The sequence below is a fragment of the Bradyrhizobium denitrificans genome (genome assembly GCF_013179005.1).
GTDB classification, from domain to species: Bacteria; Pseudomonadota; Alphaproteobacteria; order Rhizobiales; family Xanthobacteraceae; genus Bradyrhizobium; species Bradyrhizobium denitrificans.
This window is the reverse complement of record NZ_JABFDP010000037.1, coordinates 19582-37460: the sequence shown is the minus strand read 5'-3', so window position 1 is coordinate 37460 and position 17879 is coordinate 19582. Positions and strand designations below refer to the sequence as shown.

General features: G+C 67.3%; 16 protein-coding genes. 4 read left to right on the top strand and 12 right to left on the bottom strand.

Annotated features, from left to right (window positions below):
• Positions 1-36: 36 nt before the first annotated feature.
• Entirely contained in the window at positions 37-861 is an 825-nt protein-coding gene (locus tag HL671_RS32510) for a flagellin (RefSeq protein WP_012043292.1), read from the bottom strand.
• A 137-nt stretch (positions 862-998) separates the two neighbouring features.
• Complete coding sequence (locus HL671_RS32505) at positions 999-1700, bottom strand: RNA polymerase sigma factor (protein WP_012043291.1); 702 nt, start codon at positions 1698-1700, stop codon at positions 999-1001.
• Positions 1701-2611: 911 nt separating this feature from the next.
• Here HL671_RS32505 and HL671_RS32500 point away from each other — a divergent pair.
• A complete protein-coding gene (locus HL671_RS32500) occupies positions 2612-3946 on the top strand; it encodes a hypothetical protein (protein WP_172242211.1) in 1335 nt (444 codons plus the stop codon).
• 18 nt (positions 3947-3964) lie between these two features.
• Positions 3965-4690: a formyltransferase family protein gene (locus tag HL671_RS32495; protein WP_172242208.1), complete on the top strand. Its 726-nt coding sequence runs from the start codon at positions 3965-3967 to the stop codon at positions 4688-4690.
• Positions 4691-4753: 63 nt separating this feature from the next.
• Here HL671_RS32495 and bluB read toward each other — a convergent pair whose 3' ends face one another.
• Positions 4754-5407, bottom strand: a complete 654-nt coding sequence (gene bluB / locus HL671_RS32490) for a 5,6-dimethylbenzimidazole synthase (protein ID WP_172242205.1) — start codon at positions 5405-5407, stop codon at positions 4754-4756.
• Positions 5404-6744, bottom strand: coding sequence for a cobyrinate a,c-diamide synthase (locus HL671_RS32485; RefSeq protein ID WP_172242202.1), 1341 nt, complete (start codon positions 6742-6744; stop codon positions 5404-5406). The genes bluB and HL671_RS32485 overlap by 4 nt, the downstream gene beginning before the upstream one ends.
• A gap of 47 nt (positions 6745-6791) precedes the next feature.
• Here HL671_RS32485 and HL671_RS32480 point away from each other — a divergent pair, with 47 nt between their 5' ends.
• Positions 6792-7922, top strand: a complete 1131-nt coding sequence (locus HL671_RS32480) for a cobalt-precorrin-5B (C(1))-methyltransferase (protein WP_172242199.1) — start codon at positions 6792-6794, stop codon at positions 7920-7922.
• Here HL671_RS32480 and cobM read toward each other — a convergent pair.
• From cobM to HL671_RS32465, 3 genes are read right to left on the bottom strand one after another with little or no spacing between them, the layout of a single operon-like run.
• Positions 7892-8653 (bottom strand): precorrin-4 C(11)-methyltransferase, encoded by a 762-nt coding sequence (gene cobM, locus HL671_RS32475; RefSeq protein ID WP_172242196.1) that lies wholly within the window; start codon positions 8651-8653, stop codon positions 7892-7894. The genes HL671_RS32480 and cobM overlap by 31 nt on opposite strands.
• Positions 8650-9054, bottom strand: coding sequence for a cobalamin biosynthesis protein (locus HL671_RS32470; protein ID WP_172242193.1), 405 nt, complete (start codon positions 9052-9054; stop codon positions 8650-8652). The genes cobM and HL671_RS32470 overlap by 4 nt, the downstream gene beginning before the upstream one ends.
• Positions 9051-10283 carry a bifunctional cobalt-precorrin-7 (C(5))-methyltransferase/cobalt-precorrin-6B (C(15))-methyltransferase gene (locus HL671_RS32465; protein WP_012043283.1) on the bottom strand — a complete coding sequence of 411 codons (1233 nt, stop codon included), beginning with the start codon at positions 10281-10283 and terminating at the stop codon, positions 9051-9053. The genes HL671_RS32470 and HL671_RS32465 overlap by 4 nt, the downstream gene beginning before the upstream one ends.
• 17 nt (positions 10284-10300) lie before the next feature.
• Between HL671_RS32465 and HL671_RS32460 the strand changes: the two genes are divergently transcribed.
• Entirely contained in the window at positions 10301-11074 is a 774-nt protein-coding gene (locus HL671_RS32460) for a cobalt-precorrin-6A reductase (RefSeq protein ID WP_172242190.1), read from the top strand.
• Here HL671_RS32460 and cobJ read toward each other — a convergent pair.
• Genes cobJ through cobN form a run of 5 tightly spaced genes read right to left on the bottom strand, consistent with a single transcriptional unit; the run spans position 11038 to position 17875 of the window.
• The gene (gene cobJ / locus HL671_RS32455) at positions 11038-11805 is read right to left on the bottom strand and encodes a precorrin-3B C(17)-methyltransferase (RefSeq protein ID WP_172242187.1); all 768 of its coding nucleotides are present in this window, start codon (positions 11803-11805) and stop codon (positions 11038-11040) included. The two genes, HL671_RS32460 and cobJ, sit on opposite strands and share 37 nt — an antisense overlap.
• A complete protein-coding gene (locus tag HL671_RS32450) occupies positions 11802-12560 on the bottom strand; it encodes a precorrin-2 C(20)-methyltransferase (RefSeq protein WP_012043280.1) in 759 nt (252 codons plus the stop codon). The genes cobJ and HL671_RS32450 overlap by 4 nt, the downstream gene beginning before the upstream one ends.
• Positions 12557-13189 (bottom strand): precorrin-8X methylmutase, encoded by a 633-nt coding sequence (locus HL671_RS32445; protein ID WP_012043279.1) that lies wholly within the window; start codon positions 13187-13189, stop codon positions 12557-12559. The genes HL671_RS32450 and HL671_RS32445 overlap by 4 nt, the downstream gene beginning before the upstream one ends.
• Positions 13182-14456: a precorrin-3B synthase gene (gene cobG, locus HL671_RS32440; protein WP_172242184.1), complete on the bottom strand. Its 1275-nt coding sequence runs from the start codon at positions 14454-14456 to the stop codon at positions 13182-13184. Before cobG ends, HL671_RS32445 begins: the two co-directional genes overlap by 8 nt.
• Positions 14453-17875, bottom strand: coding sequence for a cobaltochelatase subunit CobN (gene cobN / locus HL671_RS32435; protein WP_172242181.1), 3423 nt, complete (start codon positions 17873-17875; stop codon positions 14453-14455). Before cobN ends, cobG begins: the two co-directional genes overlap by 4 nt.
• Positions 17876-17879: the final 4 nt, after the last annotated feature.

Below are 17879 nucleotides of genomic sequence, written 5' to 3'. Positions count from 1 at the left end.
CCGGGCCGGCGTCGCGCCGGCCCGGCAGAACATGACTTAGCCGAGCAGCTTCAGGAGGTACTGCGGGATCTGGTTTGCCGCGGCTTCGGCCGACACCGCAGCCTGGGTCTTCACCTGAGCCGAGGACAGCTTCGCCTGCTCCGAGGCGATGTCCACGTCCTTGATCGCGGAGTTGGCGGATTGCAGGTTCTGCGTCTGCGTCGAAATTGAATCGGCCGAGAAGTTGAAGCGCGACTCCTGCGCACCGATATCCGCGCGGGCCTTCGACACGGTGTCGATCGCAGTGTCGAGCGTCGTGAGCGCCGCAGTCGCACCGCTCTGGGTGCTGACGTCGAGCGAGGAGACGCCAAGCGTGCTCGCCGTGAGATCCGACAGCTTGATGTCGATGGTGTCGGTGGCGGACGAACCGACCAGCACCGAGACGCCGGCTGAGAAGGTGCTGGTGCCGTCGAGCAGGCTCTGGCCGCTATAGCGCGTTCCCGTCGCGATCGACGAGATTTCGCTGATCAGCTGCGAGAATTCCGACTGGATGTAGGTGCGGCTGGTGCCGACCGTCGTGCCCGAGGCCGACTCCGAGGCCAGCGACTTCATGCGGGCCAGAATGTCGCTGATGTTGGAGGCGCCGCCGTCGGCGGTCTGCAGGATCGAGGTAGCCTGCGCGGCGTTGGTGGCCGCCTGCTGCAGCGTGGTGATGTCCGAGGAAATGCGCGTCGAGATGGCGAGACCGGCCGCGTCGTCGGAGGCCGAGGTGATACGCGATCCGCTCGACAGCTTGGAGAGCGAGCTCGTCTCCTGATTGGAGTTGATGTTCAGATAGCGGACGGCCGAATTGGCGGCGATGTTGGTTGAAATGGCGGGCACGGTGAAGACTCCTGAGTGATCGGCAGAACGGGCCGGATCGTGGAAGGACTGACGGTGCGGATCAGCCCCGTCTGATCGATCAAACGGAAGCGCCTGCGTGTTTCAGGCGGGAATTCTTTCTGGCCAGGACTCTATGGTTAGCAATCGGTGAAAGCGCCGCAGATGTCGCGCTCGTGCCGCCGCAGCATGTCACGCAATTGCTGGCGACCCCGCTTCAGCAGCGACTCCACCGCAGACACCGTGGTGTCCATCACCTCGGCGATCTCACCATTGCTCATGTTCTCGTGATACGACAGGATCACCGCGACGCGCTGCTGCTCCGGAAGCCGACGCATCGCAGCCTCCAGCAGATCGCTCATCTCGGCTCGTTCGATCACGCTCGCCGCGTCGGGCTTGCCGTCCGCGACCTCCGGAACGACATCGACATTCTCGGTCCGCGGCTTGCGCCGTAGGTCGATGCAGCGGTTGCTGACCACGCGATAGAGCCAGGTCGAGAACTTGGCACGCCCATGCTGCCAACGTCCGCGATGGGTCCAGACCTTGAGCATCGTGTCCTGCACCACATCCTCGGCATCGGCGGCGTTGCCGACGATCCGCAAGGCAATGGCATAGGCGCGGTCGATATGACGCTCGACCAGCAGGCGGAACGCCGTCTCGTCTCCCGTGGCGAGACGATCGAGCAGTTCCTTGTCCTCGTCGAACACCGCGACCTGACCGGGCGAGCAATCCGGAACGGTGCTGGCCGACTCGCTCCACGGCACCTCGGCGACATCCGGCGACGCCGGCGCGTTCAGGGGCACGCCATCAGTCGGGGCACAGACGTCCAGCGCGTAGTTCATTTCCCAATCTCCAACCCGCAATGCCAAAACCGCGTCTCGCACACGGCTTCCGATCCTTGAACGCCCAGACCGAAACAAGCAGGCGGATTATTTTTGTTGTTTTTCAAACGCTTAGCTGGAGTATTTTGCCTAGCGCCGGGCAAATTCTGCCCTCCGCGGATCAGGCGAGGCACGATCATGGATGAAGAGAAGCCGCAGGTCGGCATGGCAGGGATTCATTCCGAGGACGAATTCAGCTGAAGATGCAGGCACAACGCAAACACACAGCGTTCGTAGGAGCGCACCGCGGTACATCAACATGGCAGTGGCGCGAGAGCCGGAAATCGTCACCGAGCGTATCCGGCGCCCGGCAATTTTTTCCGAATCATCTTCAGCGAAGCTACCGTATTTTTTGACTCTGTCAGTTGCCGCTGGCGCGTTTTTTGACTCGCACGACGACTTTTTACGAATTCATGCGCCTGATCCGACTAACTCAAACGTTGTAGTAGCCGACATCAAGGAATGCAGGGCGGTCGACATGACGTGTCGAACGCACTGAATGCGCGCGTGTCTGTTTCTATCAGTTTCAATAGCGGGCAGGTCTGTTTCCGGATGTTTCGATCGCCTCTCGCGATCGCTCGGACGGGCGCCGACGAAGCAAACAATCAGGCTCGGCCGCCCGCACTGACTCTCCATTTTTAACTAACTGTTCCGCTCCGGGCGATGAGTTCAATGGACCGCGTTTCATTCCGTGGCACTCAGCGCGCGTGGATGATCAATCAATGGTGACATCCGGCAACATTACGAAATGAACAACACGTTTTCCGTGTCCCCGCTTCCATCACACCCACATCACAAACGGCACGACCACTTGCGCGATCGCTGCGCCTGATCTGCGGCCTTGGTCCGTTCAACTGTCCAGGAGGACCTGCATGACGCGACCAGCATCGAGCGCCATTCATGACGACCCGACGCAGACCTTGCGCGCCGACGGAGTCTGGCTCGGCGAACACCAGGCTCGCCGTCTGCGTTGGGTGTCACGCACATTCGGTCCGCCGGTCCGGTGGGATCGTTTGTCTGAGGCGTGCGGCGGCCGCACCATTCTCGTGCTCGACCCTCCGACGGGTGCCGGAGCCGAACTGCTGGTCAGCAGCTTGACGTCCCATGACGCAGTCGTAATCCCACTCGGGGAAAATCCTGCATTCGACTTCCTCAAATCGAAGCTGACCGAGTTCGGCACCGTTGGCGCATCGGCGGATGGTCCACACGAATTGTGGTGGGGCGGGCTCGGCTGGCCGGCGCCGGTAGGCGCGCACAGACCCGATGCGCTGCGAGTCGTGTCCTGTCACGCCAGGACCATCGGCGACTTGCATATCTATCATCTCAGACGCTCGCTCGAGCGGCTCGGCCTCGCCTTCGAGATTGAAGCCATCGATAGCGGCAGCGGCGATCGCCTAACAGCCGCCGACAGGGCGGACTTCGTCACGCGCATGTGGCAGCGGCACAAGCAGCCGCTCCTGTTCGTCGAGCCCGACGTGATGTTGCAGGCCGTCCCGGATCTGCCTGAGCTGACGGGCTGCGATTTTGCCGTCCACAAATGGAACGGCTGGGAGATGTCGGCGCGGACGCTGTATTTCGGCCGCTCGAAGGCGGCCGAGACGATGCTGAGGACGTGGTCTGAGCTGGCTCGCACGTTTCCCGATGTCTGGGACGGTTATCTCATTGATCAGGCCTGGAGTGCCGTCACCTCGCAGATTGCGCTGGATACCGTGTGGCTGCCGCGGTCCTATCACGCTGTTGCGGGTCAATTGGCGGCTCGAAGCGCTGTCGTCGTTCACAACCTGAAACCGACGAGCGGCGATCTCGGTCCTGATCCGGATTTTGCGACGATGGTCCGCCCCGCCAGGCGCGCCGGCCGTGTCGGTGCGTCAGACGCCCTGCTCGTCCTCCGCTCCGGTGCCAACTCCGACAAAGCGGTCACCGTCATTCTGCGCGAGGTCGACAGCCGCAGCGCCCGCGAGACGGCCGACAGCATCGATGCGGTGACCCGCGCCTTCGTCGCGGATTGCGGCGGCTTCGGACGGCTCGAACTCTCGCTGTGTTCGTGGCAGCCGGAGGCCCGCATCGCCCGCGAAGCCGCTTTCCTCGCCGACAACATGGTCTTCGAGGTCGTTCCCGGGCAGCACTTGCCGGAGAACCTGTTCCGCACCATCGCCGCCGCCGAGGCAGGCCGCAGGCCGGACAATGTCGAGACCTATCGCCGCTGACTGCAACGAGGACAGATCATGTTCGATACCATCATTCTGCTGACCGGCAGCCGCGACCAGCAGCTCGCGCTCTCCGAACTGCTCAGGGCGCATAATCCCGCACTGGCGTTCCGCGGCGCGGTCAGCTTGCCGGAACTCGAAGCCATCGAACAGGACGTGCTCGGCAGATCTCGCCTGATCGCGTTCACCACCGGCGTGATCGTGCCGTCCGAGATTCTGGCGGCTGTCGGTCACGGCGCCTACAATTTTCATCCGGGGCCGCCGAACTACGCCGGCTGGGCGCCAGCCCATTTTGCGATGTATGACGGCGCCGAGAGCTTCGGCGCCACCGCCCATGTGATGGAGCCCCGCGTCGATTGCGGCGCGATCATCGGAACCGAGACCTTCGACATCCCGAACGGCGTCGATGTCCGCGGCCTGGAGCAGATGACGTTCGTGCGGACAGCCTATCTGTTCTGGCGCATGTCGCGCGATCTCGCCTGCCACGCCGGGCCGCTGCCGGTTCTCCCGATCGCCTGGAGCGGCATCAAGAGCACCAGGCAGATGTATGCGCGGATGTGCGATATGGCGGCCGATATCGATCCTGCCGAGATGATGCGCCGCGTCCGCGCCTTCCACGACGATTTCCGCGGCATCCCCCTCACGATCACCCTGCACGGCATGCGCTTCCAACTGGCAGGCACCACCGCCCAGGCCGCCGAGCCGGCCACGGTGGAGGCGCCGGCGCTGGCGATGGCTTCGTGATCCTGTTTATTGGTTTGAGCTTGATCGTTTCGGAACGCGGTTTCCGCTCTTCCGGCTCAAGCTCTACCGTCTGAGCGGCTGGATCGCTGTCTGGTCCAGCCGAGTCTCCCAGCCGTGACGCTCCAACTCGGGATCGTCATGTTCCTCTTGCGGCCAGCCGATGCAGAGATAGGCGACCAGCGTCCAGTCGGACGGCAGGTCGAGTTCCCGACAGACCGCGGCGGGGTCGAGGATCGACACCCAGCCGACACCGAGCCCTTCGGCCCGGGCCGCAAGCCAGAAGGTCTGGACCGCCGCCACCACCGAGTAGCGCAAGGTCTCCGGCATCGTGGCGCGGCCGAGACGGTGACCCGTCGCGGTCCCCTCATCGGCACAGACAGCGAGATGCACGGGAGCGAGCGTGAGCCCTTCCAGCTTCAGGCGGGCATAGAGCGCGCGTCGCTCGCCATCATACCCTGCCAGCGCGGCCTGATTACTCTGTCTGAAGTTATCGGCAATCGCCGCACGCCGCTCTGCAGTTTCAACCAGGACAAACCGCCAGGGCTGACAGAACCCCACGGAAGGCGCGTGAGCGGCCAGGGTCAGCAGCCGCTCGATCAAATCCGGGGGCACCGGATCGGTCCGAAAGCGGCGCACATCGCGGCGCCAGCGCACGAGATCGGCGAACAGAGCCTTGAAGGACGCATCGAAATGCGGGGGATGCTTTGCAGGACTCATGGCGCCGCTCCACTCAGGACGTGCAGGAACGAGCCGGTCACCGAGCCGCGCCGGGCACCGCGTTCTGCCGTCACCTGGCCCGACGCATCACGGCAATCGATCAGCGGATCGTCGGTTCCGCTCAGAATCGTCGCGTAGTGGAACTCGTGACCGTGGACTTCGGCTCCGGTCCGGCCGAGGCTGCAATCCGCCAGCAAGGTTGCACGGCGATAGCCGAGGTGCAGGCGCCGCCTGGCGAACGAGGTCTCCAGCGACAGCAATCCGGCCATGGCGTGCCGCGCGCCCTCGGCATCTTCCAGCCCGGCCCCCAGCATCATATAGCCCCCGCATTCGCCATGGATCGGCACCGCGCGCGCGGCCAGATCGCGCAGTCCGTCGCGGAACGTCGCCGCCGACGCCAATCGGCCGGCGTGCAGTTCGGGATAGCCGCCCGGCAGCCAGACCGCATCGGCTGTGGGGTCCGGAGCCTCGTCGTTCATCGGCGAGAACGGCACGATCTCCGCGCCCTCGGCGCGCCAGTGCCGCAACAGATGCGGATAGTTGAACGAGAAGGCGGCGTCGGACGCCAAGGCAATGCGCTGCCCCGGCGGCCTGATACCCAGGCCTGATGTCTGTGCGGCATCGATCGGGAGGCGTGCGGGTTGCGCGAGCGCGCGCACGGCATCGAGGTCGACCGACTTGGCCAGACATGCCGCAAGCCGGTCGAGATGAGGCTCGATCGTGGTGAGCTCCTGGACCTGGACGAGGCCGAGATGCCGCTCCGGCAATGTCAATTGCGCATCGCGCATGACCGCGCCGAGCACGCTGATTCCGAGCTGCGCAAACGCCGGCGCGATGAGCGCGCGATGCCGTTCGCTCGCCACCCGATTGAGGATCACGCCGGTGATCTGGACATCGTCCCGAAACCGCGCACAGCCGAGCGCGACAGCGGCAGCCGTCTCGGTCTGCCCGCTGACATCGAGCACGAGCACCACCGGCCAGCCCAGCAGCGCGGCCAGATCCGCGGCCGAGCCCCTGCCCGCGCGGCCGGGCTGCGGCGCCCCATCGAACAGGCCCATGACACCCTCGACGATGGCGATCTCGGCACCGGCGGCGACGGCAGACACAAGCCCTCGCAGCTGCGGCGCCGACATCGCCCAGCCGTCGAGGTTGTAGCTCGTCCGGCGCGCCGCGATGCTGTGGAACGCAAGATCGATGTAGTCGGGGCCGCATTTGAACGGCTGCACGGCCGTGCCACGTTCGGCAAGAGCGCGCAGCAGCCCGAGCGTGACGGTCGTCTTGCCGGCCCCCGAGCGCGGCGCGGCGATGATGATCCCCTTGGGAGCCGCCGCGGTCATGGTCGGAGTACCGGCTTGTCGCAGCAAAATATGCTATGCGATCCGGCATGACGGAAACTGCGGATCCGCTGAACCGACCGCTGAAGCGTGGCTGGACCACCGGCAGCTGCGCGACCGCGGCTGCGCGCGCAGCCTATGAGCTGCTGATGACCGGCAGCTGTCCTGCGATCGTCGACATCGCCCTGCCGGGCGGACGTCGCGCGAGCTTCGCAGTCGCGATCCACGAGGCCGAGGGGGGGCGTGCGACGGCTGGCGTCGTCAAGGATGCCGGTGATGATCCCGACGTGACGCATGGGGCGTTGATCAAGGCCACGGTGCAACGGCGCGACGCCGGCTCCGGCATCGCGTTCCGCGCCGGCTCGGGCGTCGGCACCGTGACGCGGCCCGGACTGCCGCTGCCGCCGGGGGAGCCTGCGATCAATCCCGTGCCGCGTGAGATGATCATCGCCGCGATCGACGAGGCTGCCACAGCCCTTGGCGGCACGCGCGACGTCACCGTCGAGATCGCGATTCCCGGCGGCGAGGACCTCGCGAAGAAGACCTTGAACCCGCGGCTCGGCATCGTCGGCGGCCTGTCGATCCTGGGCACCACGGGCATCGTCGTGCCCTTCAGCTGCGCCGCCTGGATTCACTCGATCTATCGCGGCATCGATGTCGCGCGCGCCGCCGGCCTGCCGCACATCGCCGGCGCCACCGGGAGCACCTCCGAGAAGGCGGTGCAGCAGCTCTATGGCCTGCCGGACACGGCGCTGATCGACATGGGCGACTTCGCCGGCGGCATGCTGAAGTATCTGCGCCGCCATCCCGTCGGCCGCGTCACCGTCGCCGGCGGCTTTGCCAAGATGACCAAGCTGGGCCAAGGCCTGCTCGACCTGCATTCGCGCGCCGGCGAGGTCGATCTCGGCTGGCTTGCAACCGCGCTGCACGATGCGGGCGCGCCACCGGCGCTGGTCGAGACGGCGCGAACCGCCAACACCGCGCTGCAGGTGCTGCAAGAGTCCGACAGGTCCGGCTTCCCGGCTGGCGACGTGGTCGCGCGGGCCGCTTGGCAGACCGCGTATCGCGCGCTCGCCAATGACGCGGTCGCGCTCGATGTCGCCGTGTTCGACCGCGACGGCCGGCTGGTCGGGCGATGTCTGGGGGCAGATCACTCTCCCCTCCCGCGAAACCGCCGCTGATAATCAGCATCGTACAGTGCGCTGTCGCGAAAATCCTCTGCGCCAAGTGCGTGGCCAACCAGGATCAGCGCCGTGCGCTCGACCGCATCGGCCGCGACCTGAGCTGCGATGGTCGCAAGCGTGCCGCGCATGATGCGCTGATCCGGCCAGCTCGCGCGATAGACCACGGCGACCGGGCAATCATCGCCATAATGCGGGCGCAGCTCATCGGCGACCTTGTCGATCACATGGATCGACAAATGAATGGCGAGCGTGGCGCGCGACTGCGCGAACAGCGACAGTCGTTCCGTATCGGGCATGGCTGAGGCGCGCCCCGACGTGCGTGTCAGCACGACCGACTGGACAAGCCCCGGCAGGGTCAGCTCACGTCCCAGCGCCGCCGCCGCCGCGGAGAACGACGGCACGCCCGGCGTCACGGTGTAAGGGATCTGCAGCGCGTCGAGGCGCCGCAATTGCTCGCCCAGCGCGCTCAAGATCGCGAGGTCGCCGGAATGCAGCCGCGCGACGTCATGGCCGGCGGCCGTGGCCTGTGCGATCTCATTGATGATCTCGTCGAGCGACATTGGTGCCGTATCGACGATGCGTGCGCCCGGCGGGCAGTGTTCGAGCAGGGCCTGGGGGACCAGCGAACCGGCATAGAGACACACCGGGCAGCGCGCGATCAGGTCGCGCCCGCGCAAAGTGATCAGATCCGCCGCGCCAGGGCCGGCGCCGATGAAGTGCACCGTCATCCGCCGTTCTCCGCAGGGAAGGCGCCGTCCCCTTCAGCCAAGGCACAGGTCGCCGACGCATTGGCCATGCGCGGCAGGATCAGTCGCGCATGGCGGCCCGCGGCAACGAGCGCCGCCGTCTCGGCGATGGATGGCACTCCCTTCAACCGGTGCACGAGGTCGCTATAGGTGACAGCGCGATCGGCGACCGCCGCAAGCTCGGCAGCCGCGACCCCGACCAAGGGACGCCGCAGGCGCTTGGCGGCTTCGACAATGCCCGCCTCGTCTCGCTTGTCGGCTGCCGTTGCGATCACGGCGATATCGCTCGACACCAGGCTCGCGGCCCTCAAGGCTCGAGCCACCACGGCCTCGATCGCATCAGCGCTGGCGTCGCGGCGGCAGCCGATCCCAAGCGCAATCATGGCTTCATCACCCGCCATTGCGTGACCGGCATCGCCTGCCGCCAGCCATGCATCCGGCCGACCGGCTCGATGCGCGACACGGCGATCCTGATCAGCTCGCCGCCATGCCGGCCGAACAGCTCGGTGACACGCGCTTCGCCCTCGAGCGAAATGACATTCGCCACGAGCCGCCCGCCCGGCTTCAGTCGCGACCAGGCCGCCTCGAACACGCCTGGTTCCGAAATCCCGCCGCCAATGAACACCGCATCCGGAGGTTCGAGATCGGCCAGCACCGCTGGAGCGCGGCCGAGCACGACCTTGAGATCGGGCGCGCCGAGGGCAAGCGCGTTGCGCATGGCTCGGTCGGCCCGGTCCTGCCGGGCCTCGATCCCGATCGCGCGCAGCGCGCCGTGGCGCAGCAGCCATTCGATCGCGACCGAACCTGAGCCCAGGCCGACGTCCCAGAGCAGTTCGCCTGGATGCGGCGCCAGCGCCGACAGCGTGACGGCCCGCACGTCGCGCTTGGTGAGCTGGCCGTCATGCTCGAACAGATCATCGGCGAGACCCGACGTGAGCGGAATCACCGGGGCGTCCGGCTCGCCGATCACCTCCAGAGCAATCGTCGTCAGCGGGTGGATGTCCGACAGATCGAAGACATTGGCCGCCGCGCTGCGCACCCGCTCCTGCGGTCCGCCCATCGCCTCGAGCACGGTCAGGCGCGAGCGCCCCATGCGCCGTGACGTCAGCAGAGCCGCGAGCTTGCCCGCCGTCGATCCATCCCAAGCCAGCGCGAGAATGCGCGCCCCCGGCACGAGATGGCGGATGATCCCTTCGAGCGGGCGGCCATGCAGGGTGACCAGAGCGACATCCTGCAGCGGCCAGCCGAGCCGCGCCGCCGCCAGACTGAAGGCGGATGGCTGCGGCACGCACAGCATGTCCGCCGCGCCGAAGCGCTGCATCAGCTGCTTGCCGACGCCGTAGGTGAATGGATCGCCGCTGGCGAGCACGACCACCGGCTCTCCCCTGCGGGCCTCGATCCGCTCGAACGCCAGATGCAGCGGACTTGGCCAGGCCAGCCGCTCGCCTGAAATCAGCGACGCCGCGAGCTCCAGATGGCGCGCGCCGCCGACCACCAACGCGGCCTGCGCAATGAGACGGCGGGCAGGCTGCGAAAGCCCCTCAACGCCGTCCTCACCGATGCCGACGATGGACAGCCAGCGCGCCGCGTTGCAAGTTGGCTGCGGATTCATGATGGACCCTGTCCTGCATGCGCATTCTCATTCTCGGCGGCACGACCGAAGCTTCGGAGCTGGCGCGTCTGCTGGACGGCGACGCCCGCTTCGCGGCGACGCTCTCGCTCGCCGGCCGCACCGCCTCGCCCAAGCCGCAGCCGCTGCCGACGCGCATCGGCGGCTTCGGCGGCGTTGCCGGATTGGAAGCATGGCTGCGCGATCGTGCGATCGCCGCAGTGATCGACGCGACGCATCCTTATGCGGATCAGATCTCGCGCCATGCCGTCGCGGCCTGCCGTGCCTTGTCGCTGCCGCTCGTCTCGATCCGGCGCGCCGCATGGCAGCGCCAGGACGGAGATCGCTGGATCGAGGTCGACAGCGCGGAGGCTGCAGCCGCGGCGCTCGGCGCGACGGCGGCGCGAATCTTCCTCAGCCTCGGCCGGCTGGAGCTCGCGGCGTTTGCCGCGGCTCCGCAGCATCATTACATCGCTCGCACGATCGACCCGCCCGGCGACATCGTCCTGCCGCCGGATATTCGCTTCGTCTATGATCGCGGGCCGTTCGACGACGCGAAGGAGCACGACTTCCTGATCCAGCAGCGCGTCGCCTTCATCGTTTCCAAGAACTCCGGCGGCGCTGCGACCTATCCGAAGATCGCGGCCGCGCGGCGGCTCGGCATTCCCGTGGTGATGATCGCGCGCCCCGACAAGCCGCATGGCATCGCGCTCGACGATGCGCGGCAGGCACTGCTCTGGCTGGAGACGCAACTTGCTCATGCGCCACCCTCCACCTCACGGCGCAAAGTATAGACCCAAGGCGCCCTGCCCTCGCGCGCGATCAGGCGCGTGGCCGTCGCCCCGATCATCACCAGCGTACGCATATCGGCGTCGTCAGGATTGACCTCCGCCAGCGTCGTGATGATCCGTCTGACATCGCCGCTGCCGGCGGCACGCACCATCACGACGACAGTCGATGGCGGCTTGAGCTGCCGCAACAACTCGAACGCCTGGCCGAGCTGGTGCGGTCGCGCTTTCGACAGCGGATTGTAGAGCGCGATCACGAAATCGGCCGTGGCCGCGGCTTCGAGGCGACGCCTGATCGTGGTCCAGCTCTTGAGATTGTCGGAGAGCGAGATCGCGCAGAAATCGCCGCCAAGCGGCGCGCCGACCTCAGCGGCCGCTGCGAGCATCGCGGTGACGCCGGGCTCGACGCGGATGTCCAGCTCGCGCCAGGCCATGGGCCCGGTCTCGACCGCCTCAAACACGGCGGCGGCCATGGCGAACACGCCGGGATCGCCTCCCGACACCACGGCAACCTGCCGGCCTTCGCTGGCGAGGGTGAGCGCGTGCCGCGCGCGATCGAGCTCGACCCGGTTGTCGCTGGCGTGGCGGACCTGGCCCGGAGAGCTGGTGGCGACCCTGTCGAGATAAGGTCCGTAGCCGATCAAGTCGGTCGCAGCAGCGATCACTCGCGACGCCGCCGGCGTGATCAGCTCCGGCCGCCCCGGACCGACCCCCACGATGGTGAGCGTGCCCGTCACAGCCGACGCCCCTGTCCCGGGATCAGGATCATCGAGAAATACGGGCCGCGCGCCAGTTCGATCTCAGCCAACGGCGCGACGCGCTGTGCCTCCATCGTGCCACGCTCTATATAGAGGGCGCGGTCGATCAAGCCGGCGCGGATGATGGCTCGCTTCACTTTCGTCAGATTGCGCCCGACCTTCATGATCACGGCCGCCTCACAACGCGCCAGCCGATCATGTAGGACGTCCTCGTCCAACGTACCTGGCAACACCGAGAGGATGTCATCACCCCAGGTGATCGGAACGTTGGCCTTGGTCCAGCATCCGGACATGCCGGTCACGCCGGGCACGACCTCGACCGGATGATCACGCTCGAGCCGGCGCCACATATGCATGAACGAACCGTAGAAGAACGGATCGCCTTCCGACAGCAACCCGACCGACCGTCCAGCGGCAAGATGCGCCGCGATACTCTCCGCCGCGCGGTGATAGAAACCGCCGATCTGCGCCTGATAGGACGGATCGGCGACAGGCACCTCTTCGGTGACGGGATATTCCAGCCGCAACTCACGACGGCCGGCATCCATCAGCGGCGCGACGATCCGGCGGGCATGGCCCTCCATCCCGCGCTTAGCGAAGAACGCCACCACATCGACCGACCGGACCAGGCCGGCCGCGCGCAGCGTGAGGTAACGCACGTCGCCGGGACCAACGCCGATGCCGTACAACGTGCCGGCATCGGCCACGCCCGCGATGGTGTCGAGCAGGCTCATTCGGCATCGCTCGCGATGGCATTCACCGCCGCAACGGCCATCGCGCTGCCGCCCTTGCGTCCTTTCACGATCAGATACGGCACGCGGCCATCGGCCGCGAGCGCCTCCTTCGATTCGCGCGCGCCGACGAAGCCGACCGCTGTTCCGATCACCGCTGCCGGCCGCGGCGCGCCCTGGTCCAGCATATCGAGCAGATGAAACAGCGACGTCGGCGCGTTGCCGATCGCGACCAGCGCGCCGCCGAGATGCGGACGCCACAATTCGAGCGCCGCGGCCGAGCGCGTCGTGCCGAGCTGCGCGGCCAAAGCTGGAACCTTGGGATCATCGAGCGTGCAGATGATCTCGTTGTTGGCAGGCAGTCTGGCGCGCGTGATGCCCTGCGCCACCATCTTTGCATCGCACAGGATCGGCGCGCCGCGATCAAGCGCGGCGCGTGCCTCGGCCGCGAAGCGTTCGGAGATCTCGATGTCGGACGTGATCTCGACCATGCCGCAGGCGTGGATGATGCGCACGGCGATCTTCTCTTCCAGGCCCTGAAAGCGCGTCAGGTCAGCTTCGCGGCGGATCGTCGCGAACGAGCGCCGATAGATCTCCGCCCCATCCTTGATGTAGTCGCGCAGGTCAGACATCGGCGTTCTCGCTTGCTCGGAACAGCCCGGCCGCTGTCCCATCGCGCGCCGGATCGAACATGCCGCAGGACGCGCTCTTCACGGTGCCGTGGCGGATGATGCGATAATGATCGCCGTCACCGGCCAGCACCAGCTCTGCCGGCGCCGAGCGCGCGCACCCCTTGGCGCAGCCGGAGACGTGCAACGAACCTTTGAACCCTGTGCGCGCCATCGCGGCCACGAGCATGCGCGCGTGTTGCCGCGTCGCCAGCCCGGTCGACGGACAGCCGCCGACGCCCGAACAGGCATCGATGCGCATCAACGGATCCGAATCATCGACGATCAGGCCAAGCCGCGCCGCATCGGACACGCACTGCGCGGCCGTTTCGCGGCGTACTGCGACATACAATCTGCGCCAAGGTGACAGGCGGATCTCGCAGACATCATCGGCCGCGAGCACAGCCGCGAGCCGCATCAGCGTCTCGCTGTCGAGGCGACCGAACGGCGCGCCGAGGCCGACGGCGCAGGTCTGGTCCGTCAAAGCGATCAGACCGCAGCGCTCCGATGGCGCGATCGCCCTCGTCGCGATGGCATCAGAAACCGTCAGCCCCAGCGCGGCGCTCAGAGCAGTTTGCATCGTCGACGGCAGCGTCGCGGAGCGGCGCGTCGGGCTGTGCTGCAGCACGAGCCGCGCGAGCTGCACAGCCTTGGCCGGGGCATCAGCGGCGTCGGTGGTGCCAAGCCATGCGACGCCATCCATGGCCGCCATGCCGAGCGCGACGCGGCCGCGACCGTCGCGATCACAGGCCGCGAGCCGAACATCGGCGGCAAGATCCGTCAGCGGCAGCCGGCCGCCGCCGTCGAGCACGAAACCGAACTTGGCCGGCAACGCCTCAAGCGCCTGATCGGACGCCAGCAAGGCCTCCAGCTCGGCCGCAACGGGACGCATGTCGATCATTTCCGCGGGGTCCAATCCCGCCAGCGGATTGATCACGATGTTTCGGATCGCCTCCAGCTCCGCGCTGTCGTCGAGCACCCGGAGCCTCTCCAAGACCTCCCACAACGGCGCCAAGGTCGCTGGGGAAACGCCGCGGATCTGCAGATTGGCGCGCCGCGTCAGATCGATCTGGCCATTGCCGAAGCGCTCAGCCGCCTCAGCCAAGTCACGCAGCGCGGCGACCGGCAAGGCGCCGCCATGCGGCCGAACGCGAACGATGAGCCCGTCACCGCTCGGCATCGGCCGCCGCGCCCCGGGACACCAGCCTTTGATATCGACCGCGGCGGTCACGACACTCTCTCCGTTGGCACGAGGCGCGTATGGGCCAGCGCAAGCTCGTCAGCAACAGCATTGCGACGCGGCACCCAGAGGCGTCGGCGCAGCGCATCCTCGAACCGCGACAGAATGGCGGCCACGGCCGCCGGATTGCGCGCGATCATGCCGTCCAACACTGCCTCGTCGCGCAGCAACGCCCCATGCGCCAGATCAAACAGATGCTCGGGAACGCTGTCCGACGTGGCCGCGAAAGCGTAGAGCGCGTCGATTCCTTGCGCGATCTCGGCGACGCCGCGATAGCCGTGGGCGAGCATGCCCGAGATCCAACGCGGATTGGTGAGTCGGCCGCGCACCACACGGGCGATCTCCTCGTCAAACGTGCGTGCCTTCGGCTGGTCGGGCCGGCTGGTGTCGAGATGCAGCAGCGCGGGTGTCGCGCCGAGCGATGCGGCCGCAGCGGCGAAGCCGCCGGCGAAGTCGGCGACCTCCTCGCCGTCCAGCAGATCGCGCTCACGATCGTCCTGCGGATGCACCAGCGCATCGATGCTGCGAACCCGGTCACGAAACGTCGCGGCGGCCGACACGCCGTCATGCCCTCCGCCGAAACTATAGCCGCTGCCGTCCAGATAGGCGTCGCCGAGCTGCGATCGGGTTTCCCATGTCATCCCGAGCGCGAGGTCGGCGGCGACGGCGCCGTAGCTGCCGGGCGCGCCACCGAACACGCGCGCGAGGCTCTCGCCGCGCCGCCGCGCCGCGGCCAAGGGATTGTCGGCATCGTCCTCGTCGAGCACGGCGACCTTCTGCACGGCGAGATCGAACAGCGCGATCTGCGCTTCGAACAGGTCGCGAAACAATCCCGAGATGCGCAGCGTCGCGTCGATGCGCGGCCGATCGAGCATCGCCAAAGGCAGCACATCGATGCCGGTGACGCGGTTCGAATTCAGATCCCAGCGCGGGCGCACGCCGAGATAGGCCAGCGCCTGGGCGAGATCGTCACCGCCGGTTCGCAGCGATGCGGAAGCCCAGAGATCGAGCATCAGCGACCGCGGATAATCGCCGTGGTCCTGAAGATAACGCCGGATCACCTCGTCGGCCGCGCGCACGCCGACCACGGCCGCGGTCCGGGTCGGAATGGCCCGCGGGTCGATCGCAGTCAGATTGCGCCCGGTGGGCAGCACGTCGAGACGGCCGCGGCTCGGCGCGCCAGCGGGCCCGGCCGCCACGCGGCGGCCATCGAGCGCGGCCAGCAGCGCCTCGCGCTCGGCGACGACGCTCGCGTGAATTCGGGTTTCGACGTCGGCGCGATCGACGGCGCCGCCCGCCTGGCCAGCGGCTGCCGCGATCGCGTCGATGAGCAGGCCGGCCGCCGGCGCGTCCGGAGCCTGGCCGAACACATGGAGGCGGTCGCGCACCGCCAGCTCCTTGATATCGCAGAGCTGGGCGTCGAGCTGCGCCACCGCCTCGCGGCCGTTCATGGTGCGGTCGAGCCCGCAATCGGCGGCGAGACCGCTCTGCCAGGCCCGCGCGATGATCTCGTCTTCCAGCAGTCTGAGGCGGCGCCGATCGAGCCCATCGGCTTCGGCATATTCTTCGACCAGCCCCTCCAGCTCCAGCAACGGTCCGTGCAGACCGGCCTGCGCCAGCGGCGGCGTGAGATGTCCGAGCGTCAGCGCCGCAAGCCGGCGCTTGGCCTGCATCGCCTCGCCGGGATTGTTGACGATGAACGGATAGATGACGGGAAGCGGGCCGAGCACGGCCTCCGGCCAGCATGTGTTCGACAGCGCCAGCGCCTTGCCCGGCAGCCATTCCAGCGTTCCATGCGCGCCGAGATGAACCAGGGCATCGATCGTCTCGACCTCGCGCAGATGCGCATAGAGCGCGACGTAGCCATGCCGCGGCGGCACGGTCGTGTCGTGATAGCCGGATTTGCGGTCCGCACGACTGCCGCGATCCGGCTGCAGCAAAATTGTAAGCTTTCCGGCGCGCAGCACCGGAAAGCGAAAGGCACCATCGCAAAATGCCGGGTCGGCCGCGGCCTCGCCCCAGCACTCATGCAGCGCGTCCTGCAGCCCTTCCGGCAACAGCTTCAAAGCGCTTTGATAGACCGCGAACGGCACGACGAGGTCATCCGCCTCGTCGCGCAGCAACGCTTCGATCTGCGCGGCGGTCGGTGGAGCACCGCCAAGATCGTATCCTGCCTGGGCGAGGAGCTGCGCAATGGCCGCAGCGCTCGCGCTGGTGTCGAGACCGACCGCATAGCCACGACGCCCGCCGCGCGCCGGGTAGTCCGACAGCATCAGCGCCATACGGCGCTCGCCTGCCGGCGCCGCGCGCAGCCGCGCCCATCGCGCAGCGAGCCGGGCGACATAGGACGCACGATCCGCCTGCGGAACGTAGCTGATAGTGCCGAATTGCAGACGCTCATCCGCTGCGGCCTCGCCCTTGAAGGCGATCGGACGCGCCAGCAAGCGGCCGTCCAGCTCCGGCAGCACCACATTCATGGCAAGATCGGTCGGCGAAAGGCCGCGCGACGAGGCGGCCCAAGCCTCTTCGGTGCTCTGCGCCTGGATGATCTGCAGCACCGGCGCGTCGGCTGCGTCCAGCACGGTCGAGCCGTCATCGCGCAACGCAGAGAATGCGGTCGCATTCAGGATGATCGCGGGACGCCGCGTCGCGATCAATCGCCCCATCGCATCCGCGATGCTCGGATCCTTGAGGCTGGTGACCGCCACAGCCGCTGCGGCGAGCCCCTCGCGCTCGATCGTCCGCATCAGTTCCGCAATTCCCGCCGTGTCGGCGGCAAGCAAGCTGGCGCGATAGAACACGATCAGCGCGGCTGGCCGCTTGTCATCGCCAGAACAGAGATCGTCGATGGCGACGGCGCCACGATCCGGCACGAAGCCGACGATCGAACCGATCGCGACCGGCTCGGCAAACGTCGCGTCGCGGCCGAGCAGCATGGCCAGATAGTGCAGCGCCTCGCGCGCATTGCCGATGCCGCCCTCGTGCAGATAACCATACAGCCGCGCTGTCGACTCTTTCGGCAAGGTCGAGAACTCATCGAGCCGGTCATCGGCGCGGTCATCTCCCGGCAGCGCCGCCAGCAGGATCTTGCGGCTCCGGCAAACCGCCGCGATGCGCTCCATCCCATAGCGCCAGTAGTCGAGCCCACCGAGGCAACGCACGACGACGGCGCGCGCCCCGAGGATGACGCTGTCGATGTAGAGATCCACCGACATGGGATGCTTCAGCCGCTTCAGGCTGGCGAGCCGCAGGCTGGGCAACTCGGCCGCCGATGCGGTCCACGCCCCCGCCAGCGCCGACAGGTCACTGTCCGAAAACGACAGCACCACGATCTCGGCCGGCGACTGTGCGAGATCCACGGCCTGTTCGAGGTCGTCGAGATCTGCGCCGGATGTCGCCAGGAGATGCATCGCC

Bases quoted from the DNA above. Each gene is read 5' to 3' on its own strand.
- HL671_RS32505 (WP_012043291.1), bottom strand. From the start codon at position 1,700: ATGAACTACGCGCTGGACGTCTGTGCCCCGACTGATGGCGTGCCCCTG.
- HL671_RS32500 (WP_172242211.1), top strand. From the start codon at position 2,612: ATGACGCGACCAGCATCGAGCGCCATTCATGACGACCCGACGCAGACC.
- HL671_RS32495 (WP_172242208.1), top strand. From the start codon at position 3,965: ATGTTCGATACCATCATTCTGCTGACCGGCAGCCGCGACCAGCAGCTC.
- bluB (WP_172242205.1), bottom strand. From the start codon at position 5,407: ATGAGTCCTGCAAAGCATCCCCCGCATTTCGATGCGTCCTTCAAGGCT.
- HL671_RS32485 (WP_172242202.1), bottom strand. From the start codon at position 6,744: ATGACCGCGGCGGCTCCCAAGGGGATCATCATCGCCGCGCCGCGCTCG.
- HL671_RS32480 (WP_172242199.1), top strand. From the start codon at position 6,792: ATGACGGAAACTGCGGATCCGCTGAACCGACCGCTGAAGCGTGGCTGG.
- cobM (WP_172242196.1), bottom strand. From the start codon at position 8,653: ATGACGGTGCACTTCATCGGCGCCGGCCCTGGCGCGGCGGATCTGATC.
- HL671_RS32470 (WP_172242193.1), bottom strand. From the start codon at position 9,054: ATGATTGCGCTTGGGATCGGCTGCCGCCGCGACGCCAGCGCTGATGCG.
- HL671_RS32465 (WP_012043283.1), bottom strand. From the start codon at position 10,283: ATGAATCCGCAGCCAACTTGCAACGCGGCGCGCTGGCTGTCCATCGTC.
- HL671_RS32460 (WP_172242190.1), top strand. From the start codon at position 10,301: ATGCGCATTCTCATTCTCGGCGGCACGACCGAAGCTTCGGAGCTGGCG.
- HL671_RS32450 (WP_012043280.1), bottom strand. From the start codon at position 12,560: ATGAGCCTGCTCGACACCATCGCGGGCGTGGCCGATGCCGGCACGTTG.
- HL671_RS32445 (WP_012043279.1), bottom strand. From the start codon at position 13,189: ATGTCTGACCTGCGCGACTACATCAAGGATGGGGCGGAGATCTATCGG.
- cobN (WP_172242181.1), bottom strand. From the start codon at position 17,875: ATGCATCTCCTGGCGACATCCGGCGCAGATCTCGACGACCTCGAACAG.